Here is a 14608-nt window from a genome sequence, read left to right as displayed (position 1 = left end):
TCCCGGCCGAGCCTACTCACGCCCTCGTACAGTGCTGGGCATGAGGGATCACGTGACGCTGCATGTGAAGGGGCGGGTGCTCGTCGGCCCGGAGGACGTCCGCGACGAGCTGTGGGTCGTCGATGGACGCGTCAGCTACGACCGGCCGTCCGGGGAGACGACGACGGTCGAGGGATGGGTGCTCCCGGGCCTCGTCGACGCGCACTGCCACGTCGGGCTGGACCACCACGGCGCGGTGGACGAGGCGACCAGCGAGAAGCAGGCGCTCACCGACCGCGAGGCCGGCACGCTGCTCATCCGGGACGCCGGATCCCCCTCCGACACCCGCTGGATCGACGACCGCGACGATCTGCCGAAGATCATCAGGGCGGGCCGGCACATCGCCCGTACCCGTCGCTACATCCGCAACTTCGCCCATGAGATCGAGCCCGAGGACCTCGTGGCGTACGTCGGCGCGGAGGCCCGGCGCAGTGACGGCTGGGTCAAGCTCGTCGGCGACTGGATCGACCGGGAGGCGGGCGATCTGACCGCCTGCTGGCCGCGCGGCGCCGTCGAGGCCGCCATCGCCGAAGCGCACCGGCTGGGCGCGCGGGTCACCGCGCACTGCTTCGCCGAGGACGCGCTGCGTGACCTGGTCGAGGCAGGCATCGACTGCATCGAGCACGCGACCGGACTCACCGAGGACACCATCCCGCTGTTCGCGGAGCGCGGGGTCGCCATCGTGCCGACCCTCGTCAACATCGCCACCTTCCCGGCGCTCGCTGACGGCGGCGAGTCCAAGTTCCCCGTCTGGTCGGCCCATATGCGGCGGCTGTACGAGCGCCGTTACGACACCGTGCGCGCGGCCTACGACGCGGGCGTCCCGGTCTTCGTCGGTACGGACGCGGGCGGTTCGCTGGCCCATGGTCTGGTGGCGGCGGAGGTGGCCGAGCTCGTACGGGCCGGTATCCCGCCCGTGGAGGCCCTGTCGGCGACCGCGTGGGGTGCACGCGAGTGGCTGGGCCGGCCGGCCCTTCAGGAGGGCGCTCCGGCGGACCTCGTCGTGTACGACACGGATCCGCGGGCGGACGTGCGGGCGCTGGCGGCACCGCGGCGGGTGGTCCTGAACGGTCAGGTCGTCGGCTGACGGCACCCCGCGTCACGTGCCGGCCGTGGCCTCGTCGCCGGCCGACCGCGCCCGCGTCACCGTGTTGACCGAGCGTGACCCGGCGCTCCGTCCGTTCGTTGAAGCACTTCCGTGCGCGACCCCCGGTGAGACCGGCGCACCTCCCTCATCGCTGTGTCTGCCGGGTTTCGGGGAACGTGCGTGCATCAAGAATCGAATGCAGTCGCGGAAACCCCCCTTTGGGGTGAACTGACGCCAGGTGTCTGTCAGTTCACTCTCCGTGCGTAAAGATTCCGGTGTCTCGGTCGCCGCCGCCCACGTGTCCCCGTGGGCGGCGGACGACGCCGTGTCTCCTGTGGGGGTTCCACCACCGTGAACAGCAACGCCTTCCGCATGCCCGCACGCCGCTGCGCAGCCGCCACGGCCGCGGTCGCCCTGATGGCGGTGCCGGTCGCCCTGGCCGGTCCGGCGCACGCCACCGGCGGCGGCGGGGGACGGGCGAGTGCGGTCGTGCTCCGTACCGGGCTCGACGTGTCCCTGCTCAACAAGACCGTCAACGTCCCGCTCCGCGCCTCGCTCAACGAGGTGCAGGCCCCGGCCGGTGCCGACAAGACCGCGCTCACCGTCGAGTTGGACGGGGTCGACGGCGGCAGGCCCTTCCAGGTGCTGCGCGCGGACGTCGCCACCGCGAAGGCCACCGCCGACCGTAAGAAGGCCGAGGGGTACGCCTCCCTCGCGCGTGCCAAGGTGCATGTCCCCGGCCTGCCGCTGCTGTCCCTCATCGAGATCCAGCAGGTCACCTCGAAGGCGGTGTGCGAAGCGGGCCGCAAGCCGGTGGCCGAGTCGAACCTTCTCGGGCATGTGCGGGTGCTCGGCAAGAAGGTGACCCTCACGACGGGCGGTCCGACGCGCATCGAGGTGCCAGGGGTCGGCGAGGTGACGCTCGAGCTCTCCTCGACCCGCATCACGTCCCGTACGGCGGCGGCCACCGCGCTCGAACTCGAGGTCGCGGTGAACCCTCTCAAGCTGAACGTCGCGGAGGTGAACGGTTCCGTCACCCTTGCCGAGGCGACCTGCGAAACGCCCACCGCCCGCGAGCCGGAGAAGCAGGAGCCGCCGAAGGCGCCGACGGAGGAACCGACCACCGGCGTCCAGGCACAGTCCGGCGGTGAGCCCACGCAGGCCCCGAAGGAGAACCTCGCCGAGACCGGCGGCAGCGCCACCACGATCTACCTCGCGGGAGGTTCGGCGGTCCTGCTGGCGCTCGGCGGCGCCGCGGTCGTCGTCGCCCGCAGCCGCGCGCGCGGCTGACCGGAGCGGCCCGCGCCGGCAAGCCGGGGGGGCGGGCGAGGGGCGGGCGAGGGGGGAGCGCGGGCCCGGGGATGGCGCGTGCGGGCCCGGGGGTGGGGAGCAGGGGTTCGGGGCCCGGGGGGACCCCGGGCCCCTGCCCGGCCGCCGCCCCTACCCGACCATCGTCAACGCCTGGTCCAGCGCCTGGAGAAAACGGTTGGTCGTCGTCCGGTCCCGCACCGCGAGCCGCAGCCAGCCCGGCCCGAGCCCGGGGAACGTGTCGCCCCGCCGGGCCGCGAAGCCCAGCCTGCGCAGCTGCTCGCGGACCTCGGCGCCGCGACGCACATGGACGAGGACGAAGGGGGCCTCGGCCGCCTCCACCACCCGTACCTCGTCGAACTCCGCCAAGCCCGCCAGCAGATGGGCACGCTCCACGGCGATCAGCGCGGCCGCCCGCGTGGCCTCCTTCAGCGCCGCCGCGTCCATGCAGGCCTCCGCCGCGGCCAGGGCCGGTGTCGACACCGGCCACAGCGGCTGTGCCCGCTCCAGCGCCGCGATCGTCTCCGGCTCGGCCAGCACATAGCCGATCCGCAGGCCCGCCAGCCCCCAGGTCTTGGTGAGGCTGCGCAGCACGACCAGCCCGGGGACGTCCGTACGGTCCGCCAGGCTCTCGGCCTCGTCCGGCACGGCGTCCATGAACGCCTCGTCCACCACCAGCAGCCGGCCCGGACGTGCCAGCCGCTCGATGGCGGCGGCCGGGTGGAGGACGGACGTGGGATTGGTCGGATTGCCGACCATCACCAAATCCGCCGCGTCCGGCACCGCGGCGGGATCGAGCCGGAAGCCGTCCTCCTCGCGCAGCAGCAGCCGCGCCACCCGGTGGCCCGCGTCCCGCAGCGCCGCCTCCGGCTCGGTGAACTGCGGGTGCACCACCAGCGGATGACGCAGCGTCAGGGCACGGGCCAGCAGCACGAACGCCTCGGCCGCGCCCGCCGTCAGCAGCACCCGCTCCACCGGGAGACCGTGCCGGGCGGCCACGGCGGCGCGGGCCGCGCGGCCGTCCGGATAGGCCGCGAGGCCCGTCAGCGAGCCGGCTATGCGCTCGCGCAGCCACGGCGGCGGAGTGCCCGTCCGCACATTGACCGCGAGATCGGTCAGACCCGACGCCGCGTCCCGCACCTCCGCGTCACCGTGATGACGCAGATCGTGTCCGTCAGTGTGCGTGTGCATGGCTGCTGTGGTGATGGCCGTGGTGATGTCCGTCGTCGTCCGGATGGAAGTGCGGCTGCTGCGGCATCCCCACCTTGTCCTCGAACCCCGGCAGCGCGATGCGGTACACGCAGGTGTCGCAGTTCATCCGGATGTCGCCGGCGACCGCCTCGCGGTAGCGCTCCATCACCAGGTCGAGCAACTCCTCGGTGGGGCCCACGACATCGGCCGAGAACACCTCCACCTCCGGGTGCGCCTCCGCCCAGCCCTGCGTCTGCGCGCGCACCCGCTCCGGCAGGATGCCGGTGAACAGGAAGTACGGCAGCACGACGATGCGGCGCGCGCCCAGCAGGACACAGCGGTCGAGCCCGCTCGGCACGTCGGGCGCGGCGAGCGAGACGAAGGCCGTCTCCACGCCGGCGTAGCCGCGGCCCTCCCACAGCAGTCGCGCCGCCTTCAGCACCTCGGCGTTGGCGTCCGGGTCGGTCGAACCCCGGCCCACCAGCAGGACGGTGACATCGGCGCGGTCGCCCGGGGTGCGGGAGGCCCCGCCGAGCGCCTCGTCGAGCCGCCGCTCCAGCACCCGCAGCAGCGAGGGGTGCGGGCCGAGCGGGCGGCCGTAGGTGTACGAGATGCCGGGGTGCCGCTCCTTCTCGCGGGACAGTGCGGCCGGGATGTCGCCCTTGGCGTGCCCGGCCGACACCAGCATGAGCGGCACCGCCGCGAAGCGTTTCACGCCCCGCTCCACCAGTTCGGTGACGGCTTCGCCGAGCGGCGGCGGGGACAGCTCGATGAAGCCGCCGGCGACGGGGAGTTCGGGGTGCCGGCGGCCCAGCTCCCGTACGAAGTCCCGGAATGCCTCGGCCCCCGCTTCGTCACGGGTGCCGTGGCCGGCGATCAGCAGTGCGGGCGGGGTGGTCACGCGTTCTCCTCGGTGTGGGGGTGGTACAGCAGGGCGTTCAGCGCCGCCGCGGCGACGGCGCTGCCGCCTTTCTCGGACACATTGCTCACGGCCGGCAGCCCGCTCTCGCGCAGCGCGGCCTTGGATTCGACGGCCCCGACGAAGCCGACGGGCAGACCGATGACGAGCGCCGGCTCGGCGCCGAGCACCAGCAGCTCTTCCAGTGCGGTGGGAGCGCACCCGACGACCCAGACGGCGCCCGGGCCGACCTGCTCGTACGCGAGACGTACGGCGTGGGCGGATCGGGTGAGCCCGGGACCGGCGGTGGCGTCCCTCAGCCGGCAGACGGTCTCGCGGCGGGTGATCCCGGCGGCGACCATCTCCACATCGGTGACGACGGGGGCGCCCGCGTGCAGGGCGGCGTGCGCCGCCGTCAACGAGGCTTCCTCGCAGACGAGATCGGCCGCGTAGTCCAGATCGGCGGCCGAGTGCACGACACGCTCCACGACGGCACGGGTCAGCGGCGGGAAGACACTCGTGTCCAGACGCGCCCGCAGCCGCCGGAACGACTCCTGCTCGATGGGGTGAACGACGCGGTTCACAGGGCGGCTCCGGGATGCGGCGTGGGACGTGGGGAAGGGGTGGTGCGCCGGGTCATGACTGCCACCGGTAGCCACGGGGGGTCACCATGCGGCCCGCGATGTCCCGGGTGGCCGTGTTGCCGACCGTCACGACCGTCATCATGTCCACCGTCGCCGGATCCACTCCGGCGAGGGTCGTCATGCGGCTGGATTCGTCCGGCCGGGACGCGTTGCGCACGACGCCGACCGGGGTGTCCGGCGCCCGGTGCTCGGCGAGGATGGCCAGTGCCTTCGGCAACTGCCAGTCCCGGCCGCGGCTGCGCGGGTTGTAGAAGGTCACGATGATGTCCGCCTCGGCGGCCGCGCGCACACGCCGCTCGATGACCTCCCACGGGGTGTGCAGGTCCGAGAGGCTGATCGACACATGGTCGTGGCCCAGCGGCGCGCCCAGGATGGAGGCCGCGGCCAGCGCCGCCGTCACACCGGGCACCCCGACGACGTCGATGTCGTCCGACGCCTCGGCGAGCGCGGGGGAGGCCATCGCGTACACCCCCGCGTCGCCGCTGCCGATCAGCGCGACCGCATGACCGGCGCACGCCTCGGCGACGGCGGTGCGCGCCCGTTCCTCCTCCGCGCCCAGCCCCGATGCGAGGATGCGGGTGCCGGGCCGGAGCAGGTCGCGGATCTGGTCGACGTACTGGTCGAGACCGACGAGCACGGAGGCGCGCCGCAGTTCGGCGGCCGCCCGCGGGGTGAGCAGATCGCGGGCGCCGGGGCCGAGCCCGACGACGGCGAGGCGGCCGCGCGGCCGCCTGCGGACCACCGCGCAGGTCGCCATAGCGGCCCGCTCCTTCGGGCTCGACTTCCGCTTGGGCACCAGGAGTTGGCCGCCGCCCGCGAGCGCCGAGGCCTCCGCCACCGACGGCGTGCCCACCGCGGCGAGCGGCGCCTCGGAAGGGTTCGGCACGTCGATGTCGGCGAGGCGTTCGGCCGCGTGGGTCACCAGTGGTACGCCGAAGTGCCCGGCGGCCGCCACGATGCCCGGCTCCGACGCCTTCGCGTCCACCGTCGCCAGTTCGCCGATGCTCAGCGCGGACAGGCCGACATCGCGCAGCGTCTCCTCGATCAAACCGATGATCTCCTCCGCGGGCGCCCCGGAGGACGCGCCGACCCCGACGGTCAGCGACGGCGGCCGCAGGACCGCGTCGCCGGCGCCGATGTCGATGACCCGGTCCGTGACATGCAGTACCGCGCTGCCGTCGCCGGCGGGCCCCACATGCGCGGGCAGCGGCGGCAGCGGCCACACCACGTCCGCCCGCAGTTCCACCGGATCGCCGTCCAGCACCGCCCGGGTCACGGACGCCACCGCGCCCTCGACGGGCCAGCCGAGCGTGTCGAGGCCCGGCACCCCCGTCGCGTCCGTCGCGGTCGTCACCACCGGCTCGCAGCCGAGGACGTCCGCCACCTGCTCCGCAAGGAGGTTGGCGCCGCCGCCGTGCCCGCCCAGCAGCGACACCGCGTACCGCTGCCCCTCGTCGACGCACACCACACCCGGGTCCGCCGCCTTGCCCGCGAGCAGCGGGGCGACCAGCCGGACCACCGCGCCCGTCGCGAGGAAGCACACCAGCTGCCCGCACTCCGCGAACGCGCGCTCCACGGCGTCGCGCACCGGGCCTTCGTACACCCGGGTGCGGCCGGGCCAGGCGGCGGCGAGCCGGTCGCGGGCGACGGCGCCCGCCGCCGTCGCGGAGATCAGGCCGATCACTGAACTGCTCCTTCGGTAGGCGCTTGTACGGGGCGGTCGCCCCACAGCAGGAAGACCGGATTCGCGGCCGCCAGCCGCGTCACGTCACCCGGCAGCGGCGCCAGCCGTGCCGAGTTCAGCAGAACACCGTCCGCGGTGAAACCCGCCGCGGTCAGGGCGCCGCGCACCGCGGGCACCCGGTCCAGCGCCGCCAGCGCGACCACCACGGTGCGCCGGGCCCGCCGGGCCGAGGCCGCGACGACGGCGGGCAGGTCGGCGCCGCCACCGCCGATGAACACCGCGTCCGGGTCCGGTAGTTGGGAGAGCACGGTGGGCGCCGACCCGTGCACCGCGCGGACGTCCACGCCGTGCGAGAACGCGTTGGCCCGGATCCGTCCGACCCCGTCCGCGGTCTTCTCCACCGCGACCACCGCCGCGCCGAACCGGGCGCACTCCACGGCCACCGAGCCCGAGCCGGCGCCGATGTCCCAGACGAGATCGCCGATACGCGGCCCGAGCCGGGCCAGCGCGAGGGCCCGCACCTCGAACTTGGTGATCATCGAGTCGCGGTGTGCGAACGCGCTCTCGTCCAGCGCCCATCGGGACGGCCCGAGGTGCCGCCCGGCGATCGTCCGCTGACCGGCGGCGACCGACCGGGACTCGTCCAGGCACAGCACCACGCTCACCGCGTCCCACTCGCGCTCCGCGGCCTGCGCCGGAGTGAGCCGCTCGACACGCTCGTGCTCCGGGTCGCCGAGCGCCGACGCCACCACGAGCACACGGTCGGCGGACCGGTACGCCAACTCGGCGCCCAGCTCCGCCGGCCCGGCTCCCGGCCCGGTCAGCACCGCCGTCTTGGGGTGCGCACGGCACACGTTGACCGCGGTCCGCAGATCACGGCCGTGCGCGCTGACGACGACCGCGTCGTCCCACGGCAGCCCGGCCCGGGCGAACGCGACCGCCACCGACGCGGCCCCGGGCCGCACGTCCAGGGCGTCCGCGCCGAAGCGTTCGGCCAGCACCCGGACGATCCCGAAGAACCCCGGATCGCCGGAGGCGAGCACCACGACGCGCGCCGCACCGTCCGCCCGGGCCTTCTCGATCGCGTCGAGCGCCGGCCCGAGCGGCCCCATCGCCACCTGCTCGGCGGCGGCCGGCACCCGGGCCGCCGTCAGATGCCGCCGTGCGCCGACCACCAGGGTCGCCGCGTCGAGCGCCTCGGCGTCCCGGACGGAGGGCGGCGCGCCGGTCCCGGTGCCGATGACCGTGATCACGGGGTGGCGCCCTGTGCGCGCAGCGCCTTGCGGGCGGCGGGGTCGGCCTTGCGGAATCCGTGGAAGTGGCCCGGGTGGTACAGATGCGAGCGGGTCCCCGAGGCGGAGAGCGCCGGGCCGACCAGGAACAGCGTGTGCTTCCAGAGCTTGTGCTCCTTGACCGTCTCCTCCAGCGTGCCGAGGGTGCAGCGCAGGATCAGCTCCTCGGGCCAGGTCGCCTGGTACGCGATCACCACCGGCGTACTCGTCGGGTAGCCGCCTTCGAGGAGCTCCTGCGTCAACTGGCCCGAGCGGGCCGCGGACAGGAACAGCGCCATTGTCGTGCCGTGCCGGGCGAACTCCCGTACCTCCTCGCCCTCCGGCATCGGCGTCTTCCCGCCCCCGAGCCGCGTCAGGATCACCGACTGCGCGACCTCCGGGATCGTCAGCTCGCGCTGCACGATCGCGGCGACCGCCGAGAACGAGGAGACGCCCGGCACGATCTCCACCTCGATGCCCAGCTCCACACAGCGGTCGAGCTGCTCCTGGGTGCCGCCCCACAGGGCGGGGTCGCCGGAGTGGATACGGGCGACCTTCAGGTCCTCGTCGTGCGCCCGCCGGTAGACCGCCACGACGTCCTCCAGGGACAGCGCAGCGGAGTCGAGGATCTCGGCGCCCTCGCGTGCGTGGTCGAGCACTTCGGCCTGCACGAGGCTCGCCGCCCAGATCACGATGTCGGCGTCGGCGATGGCACGCGCGGCGCGGAACGTCAGCAGATCGGCGGCACCGGGGCCGGCGCCGACGAAGGTCACCTTGCCGTGGAGGGCGGCATCGGCCATGAGCGGGGGTCCTCTCGGGTCAATCGGGTGATTGCGACGGATCGCAATCCGGGATGTGCGAAGAAGGCGGTCAATCCGCTAGCAAGGGCGCATGGCGGTGTTCGTCGCGCTCGGCGCGTTCCTGATGACGCTGTTCGGCGGCTGGACGGCGCAACGCGTCACCGACCGCCGCCACCTCGTGCTGGGCCTCGCCGGAGGGCTGATGCTCGGCGTGGTCGGCCTTGACCTGCTGCCGGAGGCCCTGGAGGCGGCGGGGCACGAGGTGTTCGGCGTACCGCAGGCGCTGCTGCTGTTCGTCGGCGGCTTCCTCACGGCCCACCTGGTGGAGCGTCTGCTGGCGAGCCGGCAGGCGGCGCACGGGGCGGACGAGCGGGAGAAGGTGCCGCAGGTGGGGCTGACGGCCGCGGCGGCGCTGGTGGGCCACAGTCTGCTCGACGGTGTCGCGATCGGCGCGGCGTTCCAGGTCGGTGGGGCGATGGGCACCACGGTGGCGCTCGCCGTCATCGCCCACGACTTCGCGGACGGCTTCAACACGTACACGATCACCAGCCTGTACGGGAACACCCGGGCCAAGGCGGTGGCGATGCTCTTCGCCGGAGCGCTCGCGCCCGTCGTCGGCGCGGCGTCGACCCTGCTGTTCACCCTTCCGGTGGAACTTCTCGGCAGCTATCTCGGGTTCTTCGGCGGCGCCCTGCTCTACCTCGCCGCCGCCGAGATCCTCCCCGAGGCACACCACACCCACCCGGCCAGGTCGACCCTGCTGTGCACGGCCGCGGGGGTCGGCTTCATCTGGCTGGTGGTCGGCATCGCCGAGTGAACAGGTGCGCGTACGCGTCGGATGCGGGGTCACAACTTGCCGCCCCGGGCGCCGTCCCGCGGTGCGGGAGCGATGAGCGTCGACAGATACGGCAGCGGCCCCTCCGTCAGCTCGGACGCCTGCCGGATCGACTCCTCCGGCAGCCCGAGCGCCGACCCCCACACCGCTCCCTCGGTCCGGCCCGTCTCCCGCAGCGCGGTCGCCACCTCCGCGGCGAGCCGCCCGAACTTGTACGCCACGACCGTCCCCGGCCCGTCCAGCGCGTCCTTGAGCACGGCGGCGCCCGCGGTGACCGGCACCAGGGTCAGCGGCTCCGTGCCCTCGGTCAGCACCGCTCCGCTGCGGGCCGCCAGATCCTGCATCGCGGTGATGCCGGGCACGGTCTCCACGGCCGTACCGGGGACGAGTTCGCCGATGGTGTGCGCGAGATAGGTGAACGTCGAGTACACGTTGGGGTCACCGATGGTCGCGAACGCCACGCTGCCGCCGTCCCGCAGCAGTTCGGCGACGTGCGCGCCGGCCGCGTCCCACGCGGCCTCGCGCCGGGCCCGGTCTGTGCGCTCGTTGAGCGCGAAGACGATACGTACGACCTTGGCGGCGTCGACGTAGTGCAGCACGGTCGCCTCGGCCCGTCCCCGCTCGCCCGTCTCCATGACGGGCACGACGACGACATCGGCCTCCCGCAGGACGCGCACGCCCTTGACGGTCACCAACTCCGGGTCACCGGGCCCGACTCCGACCCCGATCAGCCTGCTCATCGTGTACACCTCTCGACAAATCGACGGGCGATCCCGGGCTCGGCGGCCCAGTGCGTGTGCAGATAGCTCGCGTGCACGCCCTGCTGGACGAATCCTTCGAGCCGCCGCTCCGGCCGGTGCATCCCCCAGGCGGCGACGGGCCCGGCGCCCGGTTCGACGACGGTGCGGTGGAACTCGTGCCCGCGCAGCCGTGTCCCGGCGACGGCCAGAGCGCTGTCGCTCACGGCGACGGCGTCGCGGTATCCGAGGGTCAGCGCCGCGCCCATCCGCGCTTCCGCGTCCAGGACACCGCACATCTTCTGCCCGTCGAGGGAGCGCGCGAGATACAGCAGCCCCGCGCATTCGGCGGCGACGGGAGCACCGGAGCGGGCCAGTTCGCCGACGGCCTGACGCAGCGGCTCGTTGGCGCTGAGCTCGGGCGCGTACACCTCGGGGAACCCGCCGCCGATGACGAGCCCGTCGGTCCCGTCGGGGAGCCGTGTGTCCCGCAGCGGGTCGAAGACGACGACGTCGGCGCCGGCGGCGGTGAGGAGTTCGGCGTGCTCGGTGTACGAGAAGGTGAAGGCCGGGCCGCCCGCGACGGCGACGACGGGTCGCCTGCGCCGGGGCTGTTCCCCGTCCCGCCCCTTTCCTTCGCCGTGGGCTCCGCTCCCGGACCCCCGCGCCTCGATCGTCCGCGGGCCCGGTGCATCCAGCCCGTCCGGCGATGGAGGAGACGGCCGGAGGCCGGACGCGGTCCACGGCTCACCCCCGAGGTCCGACGCACCGCGTGCCAGCGCGAGCAGCGCGGCCAGGTCGCAGCCGCGCCGTACCAGCTCACCCATCGCGGCCACCGCGGCGACCGCGTCCCCCCGCCGTTCGGCCACCGGCACCAGCCCCAGATGCCGGGACGGCGTCTCCACGGGAGCCGCCCGCCGCAGCACGCCGAGCACCGGCACCCCGACCTCCTCGACGGCCTCCCGCAGCAGCGCCTCGTGCCGGTCCGAGCCGACCTTGTTGAGGATCACGCCCCCGATCCGCACCTCCGGGTCCCAGCTCACGAACCCGTGCACCAGCGCGGCCACCGACCGCGACTGCGAGGAGGCGTCGACCACGAGCACCACCGGCGCCCGCAGCAGCTTGGCGATCTGCGCGGTCGACGCCAGTTCGCCGGCGCCGGCGGCTCCGTCGTACAGGCCCATCACACCCTCGACGACGGCGACGTCCGCCCCTGCCGCGCCGTGCGCGAACAGCGGTGCCATCAGCTCCGGCCCGCACAGATAGGCATCCAGATTGCGGCCCGGGCGGCCCGTCGCGAGCGCGTGATAGCCCGGGTCGATGTAGTCGGGGCCCACCTTGTGTCCGGACACCGTGAGGCCCGTCGCCGCGAGGGCCGCCATCAGGCCCGTCGCGACGGTGGTCTTGCCGCTGCCCGACGAGGGGGCCGCGACGACGAGACGTGCTACCACTCGATGCCCCGCTGCCCCTTCTGGCCGGCGTCCATCGGGTGCTTCACCTTCGACATGTCGGTCACCAGGTCGGCGAAGTCCACCAGTTCCGCGGGGGCGTTGCGACCGGTGATCACCACATGCTGACCACCGGGTCGGTCCCGCAGCACCGAGATCACCTCGTCGGTGTCCACCCAGCCCCAGTGCATCGGGTAGGCGAACTCGTCGAGGACGTACAGCCGGTACGTCTCGGCCGCCAGGTCGCGCTTGACCTGCTCCCAGCCCTCGCGCGCCGCCTCCTCGTTGTTGAGCTGTTTGTCGCGCTGCACCCACGACCAGCCCTCGCCCATCTTGTGCCAGTCCACGCTGCCGCCCTCGCCGGACGCCCCCAGCACCTTCAGCGCGTTCTCCTCGCCGACCTTCCACTTCGCCGACTTGACGAACTGGAACACCCCGATGGGCCACCCCTGGTTCCAGGCACGCAGCGCGAGCCCGAACGCGGCCGTCGACTTGCCCTTGCCGATGCCCGTGTGGACGACGACGAGGGGACGGTTGCGGCGCTGGCGGGTGGTGAGCCCGTCGTCCGGTACGACGGACGGCTGTCCCTGCGGCATTACGCGGCCCTCCTGGCGGTCTGGACGTCCTTCACGAGCCCGGCGATGGCGTCGGCCCGCAGCTCGTCGAGCGTGACGGCGGTGCCGCCGAGGTCCCCGGCGAGCGAGCGTGCGAGCCCGAGCCGCACGGGACCCGACTCGCAGTCGACGACGATCGACGCCGTCCCCTCGGCCGCGTGCAGCCGCGCGGCCCGCGAGGCGAGCGCCACCGGCTCGACCCCGCCCGTGGCCCGGCCGTCGGTCACCACGACCAGCAGCGGCCGGCGCGAGGGATCGCGCAGCCGCTCCACCCGCAGCACGTGCTGCGCCTTGAGCAGTCCGGCCGCCAGCGGCGTCCGGCCGCCCGTCGGCAGCAGATCGAGCCGGGCTGCGGCCGCGTCCACCGACGAGGTCGGCGGCAGGGCCACCTCCGCGTCCTTGCCGCGGAAGGTGACCAGACCGACCTTGTCCCGCCGCTGGTAGGCGTCCAGCAGCAGCGACAGCACCGCGCCCTTGACCGCGGTCATCCGCTGCCGCGCCGCCATCGACCCCGAGGCGTCGACCACGAACAGGACGAGGTTGCCCTCGCGTCCCTCCCGGGTCGCCTGCCGCAGATCGTCGCGGCGGACCACCAGACCGCGACCGCTGCGCCCGCGTGCCCGCTGGTGCGGGGCCGCGGCCTGCACCGTCGCCGCCAGATGCAGCTTGGTGAGGGCGCCACGGGGCCGCCGGGCGCCGGTCGTCCGGCCGTGCTCGGTCCGGGCGCGCGACCTGCGGCCCGCCGCGCCCTCGCCGATCCCGGGCACGCTCAACGCCTTGGTACGGAACGGCTCCCCGGCGTGGACCGGCTGCTGCTCGCCGCCGCCCGACGACCGGGGCCGGCCCTCCTCGGCCTGCTCCTCGCGCGCGGGTGAGTCCTCCGACGATGCGTCCCCCGGCGACGGCGCGTCGTCCGGCCCGTCCTGCGGAGGCCGGCCACCGCCCCCTCCGTCCGGGTCGGGATCGGGGTCGTCGTCCTCGCCCCGCTCGCCCTCGCTCCGGTCGTCGTCGCCGCCGAACTCCTGGAGCGTGTCGTCGAGTTTGTCCTCGTCGAGACCGGGCGCGTCGAACGGATTGCGCCGCCGCCGGTGGGGGAGTGCCAGCAGAGCGGCCTGCCGTACGTCCTCCGCCAGGACGTCGGTGCGCCCGGCCCAGGCGGCCAGCGCGGTCGCCGTGCGGGCCATCACGATGTCGGCGCGCATACCGTCCACCTCGAACGCCGCGCAGGTGGCCGCGATCTGCCGCAGCGCCGCGTCACCGAGACGGACCGAGGGCAGGAGCGCCCGCGCGGCCACGATCCGGGCGCGCAGCGAGGTCTCCTCGTCGGCCCACCGTGCCGCGAAGCCGGCCGGATCGTCGTCGTACGCCAGGCGCCGACGCACCACCTCGACACGCTGGTCCGGCTCGCGCGACGCGGCGACCTCGACGGTGAGCCCGAAGCGGTCCAGCAACTGCGGCCGCAGCTCGCCCTCTTCGGGGTTCATGGTCCCGACGAGCAGGAAGCGCGCGGCGTGCCGCACCGAGACGCCCTCGCGCTCGACGTACGAGGCACCCATCGCCGCCGCGTCCAGCAGCAGATCGACCAAGTGGTCGTGCAGCAGGTTGACTTCGTCGACGTAGAGAATGCCGCGATGCGCGTCCGCGAGGAGGCCGGGCTCGAAGGCCTTCACGCCCTCGGCAAGCGCCCGCTCGATGTCGAGCGCGCCGACGAGCCGGTCCTCGGACGCCCCGACGGGCAGTTCGACCATCCTGGCCGGCCGGGATCCGGCGCCGCCCGCCTCGTGCGGCCCGTCCGGGCACGCCGGGTCGGGGGCCGCAGGATCGCAGGAGAACCGGCACCCGGAGACGACGTCCACCTCGGGCATCAGGGCGGACAGGGCGCGTACCGCCGTGGACTTGGCGGTGCCCTTCTCGCCCCGCACCAGCACGCCGCCGACCTGCGGGGACACCGCGTTGAGCAGCAGCGCCAGACGCAGGTCGTCCTGCCCGACCACGGCGGTGAAGGGGAACGGGGTACTCATACAAGCTCCTCGGTGATCTTCGGCCTCGACG

General features: G+C 74.1%; 13 protein-coding genes. 3 read left to right on the top strand and 10 right to left on the bottom strand.

Going from position 1 to position 14608, the window contains the following annotated elements:
* The first annotated feature begins 40 nt into the window (after positions 1-40).
* Both OHA05_RS07940 and OHA05_RS07935 read left to right on the top strand, forming a co-directional pair.
* Positions 41-1126 carry an amidohydrolase family protein gene (locus tag OHA05_RS07940; RefSeq protein WP_313947085.1) on the top strand — a complete coding sequence of 362 codons (1086 nt, stop codon included), beginning with the start codon at positions 41-43 and terminating at the stop codon, positions 1124-1126.
* A gap of 351 nt (positions 1127-1477) precedes the next feature.
* Positions 1478-2416, top strand: a complete 939-nt coding sequence (locus OHA05_RS07935) for an SCO1860 family LAETG-anchored protein (protein WP_313947086.1) — start codon at positions 1478-1480, stop codon at positions 2414-2416.
* 150 nt (positions 2417-2566) lie between these two features.
* Here the strand turns inward: OHA05_RS07935 and cobC are convergent, their stop codons facing one another.
* From cobC to cobM, 6 genes are read right to left on the bottom strand one after another with little or no spacing between them, the layout of a single operon-like run.
* The gene (gene cobC, locus OHA05_RS07930) at positions 2567-3625 is read right to left on the bottom strand and encodes an Rv2231c family pyridoxal phosphate-dependent protein CobC (protein WP_328860150.1); all 1059 of its coding nucleotides are present in this window, start codon (positions 3623-3625) and stop codon (positions 2567-2569) included.
* The gene (locus OHA05_RS07925; protein ID WP_313947088.1) at positions 3609-4526 is read right to left on the bottom strand and encodes a sirohydrochlorin chelatase; all 918 of its coding nucleotides are present in this window, start codon (positions 4524-4526) and stop codon (positions 3609-3611) included. Before OHA05_RS07925 ends, cobC begins: the two co-directional genes overlap by 17 nt.
* A complete protein-coding gene (locus tag OHA05_RS07920; protein ID WP_328860149.1) occupies positions 4523-5107 on the bottom strand; it encodes a precorrin-8X methylmutase in 585 nt (194 codons plus the stop codon). The genes OHA05_RS07925 and OHA05_RS07920 overlap by 4 nt, the downstream gene beginning before the upstream one ends.
* Positions 5108-5159: 52 nt before the next feature.
* The gene (gene cobJ, locus OHA05_RS07915) at positions 5160-6851 is read right to left on the bottom strand and encodes a precorrin-3B C(17)-methyltransferase (RefSeq protein ID WP_328860148.1); all 1692 of its coding nucleotides are present in this window, start codon (positions 6849-6851) and stop codon (positions 5160-5162) included.
* Positions 6848-8104, bottom strand: a complete 1257-nt coding sequence (gene cbiE, locus OHA05_RS07910) for a precorrin-6y C5,15-methyltransferase (decarboxylating) subunit CbiE (protein WP_313947091.1) — start codon at positions 8102-8104, stop codon at positions 6848-6850. The genes cobJ and cbiE overlap by 4 nt, the downstream gene beginning before the upstream one ends.
* Positions 8101-8922: a precorrin-4 C(11)-methyltransferase gene (gene cobM, locus OHA05_RS07905; RefSeq protein WP_328860147.1), complete on the bottom strand. Its 822-nt coding sequence runs from the start codon at positions 8920-8922 to the stop codon at positions 8101-8103. Before cobM ends, cbiE begins: the two co-directional genes overlap by 4 nt.
* Before the next feature lie 91 nt (positions 8923-9013).
* On the opposite strand from cobM, the gene OHA05_RS07900 reads away from it, so the two are divergent.
* The gene (locus OHA05_RS07900) at positions 9014-9739 is read left to right on the top strand and encodes a ZIP family metal transporter (protein WP_313947093.1); all 726 of its coding nucleotides are present in this window, start codon (positions 9014-9016) and stop codon (positions 9737-9739) included.
* A 29-nt stretch (positions 9740-9768) separates the two neighbouring features.
* Here the strand turns inward: OHA05_RS07900 and cobI are convergent, their stop codons facing one another.
* The 4 genes from cobI to OHA05_RS07880 are packed head-to-tail and all read right to left on the bottom strand — an operon-like array spanning position 9769 to position 14577.
* Positions 9769-10497, bottom strand: coding sequence for a precorrin-2 C(20)-methyltransferase (gene cobI / locus OHA05_RS07895; RefSeq protein WP_313947094.1), 729 nt, complete (start codon positions 10495-10497; stop codon positions 9769-9771).
* Positions 10494-11945, bottom strand: coding sequence for a cobyrinate a,c-diamide synthase (locus OHA05_RS07890; protein WP_328860146.1), 1452 nt, complete (start codon positions 11943-11945; stop codon positions 10494-10496). The genes cobI and OHA05_RS07890 overlap by 4 nt, the downstream gene beginning before the upstream one ends.
* Entirely contained in the window at positions 11939-12538 is a 600-nt protein-coding gene (gene cobO / locus OHA05_RS07885; protein ID WP_327684918.1) for a cob(I)yrinic acid a,c-diamide adenosyltransferase, read from the bottom strand. The genes OHA05_RS07890 and cobO overlap by 7 nt, the downstream gene beginning before the upstream one ends.
* The gene (locus OHA05_RS07880) at positions 12538-14577 is read right to left on the bottom strand and encodes a putative cobaltochelatase (RefSeq protein ID WP_328860145.1); all 2040 of its coding nucleotides are present in this window, start codon (positions 14575-14577) and stop codon (positions 12538-12540) included. Before OHA05_RS07880 ends, cobO begins: the two co-directional genes overlap by 1 nt.
* Positions 14578-14608 lie beyond the last annotated feature (31 nt).

This window comes from Streptomyces sp. NBC_00306, assembly GCF_036169555.1.
In the GTDB taxonomy this organism is placed as follows: Bacteria; Actinomycetota; Actinomycetes; order Streptomycetales; family Streptomycetaceae; genus Streptomyces; species Streptomyces achmelvichensis.
This window is presented reverse-complemented; position numbering and strand designations above follow the sequence as displayed.

Excerpts from the sequence above, each read along its gene's own strand:
- OHA05_RS07940 (WP_313947085.1), top strand. The coding sequence starts at position 41 with ATGAGGGATCACGTGACGCTGCATGTGAAGGGGCGGGTGCTCGTCGGC.
- cobC (WP_328860150.1), bottom strand. The coding sequence starts at position 3,625 with ATGCACACGCACACTGACGGACACGATCTGCGTCATCACGGTGACGCG.
- cobM (WP_328860147.1), bottom strand. The coding sequence starts at position 8,922 with ATGGCCGATGCCGCCCTCCACGGCAAGGTGACCTTCGTCGGCGCCGGC.
- OHA05_RS07900 (WP_313947093.1), top strand. The coding sequence starts at position 9,014 with ATGGCGGTGTTCGTCGCGCTCGGCGCGTTCCTGATGACGCTGTTCGGC.
- cobI (WP_313947094.1), bottom strand. The coding sequence starts at position 10,497 with ATGAGCAGGCTGATCGGGGTCGGAGTCGGGCCCGGTGACCCGGAGTTG.
- cobO (WP_327684918.1), bottom strand. The coding sequence starts at position 12,538 with ATGCCGCAGGGACAGCCGTCCGTCGTACCGGACGACGGGCTCACCACC.
- OHA05_RS07880 (WP_328860145.1), bottom strand. The coding sequence starts at position 14,577 with ATGAGTACCCCGTTCCCCTTCACCGCCGTGGTCGGGCAGGACGACCTG.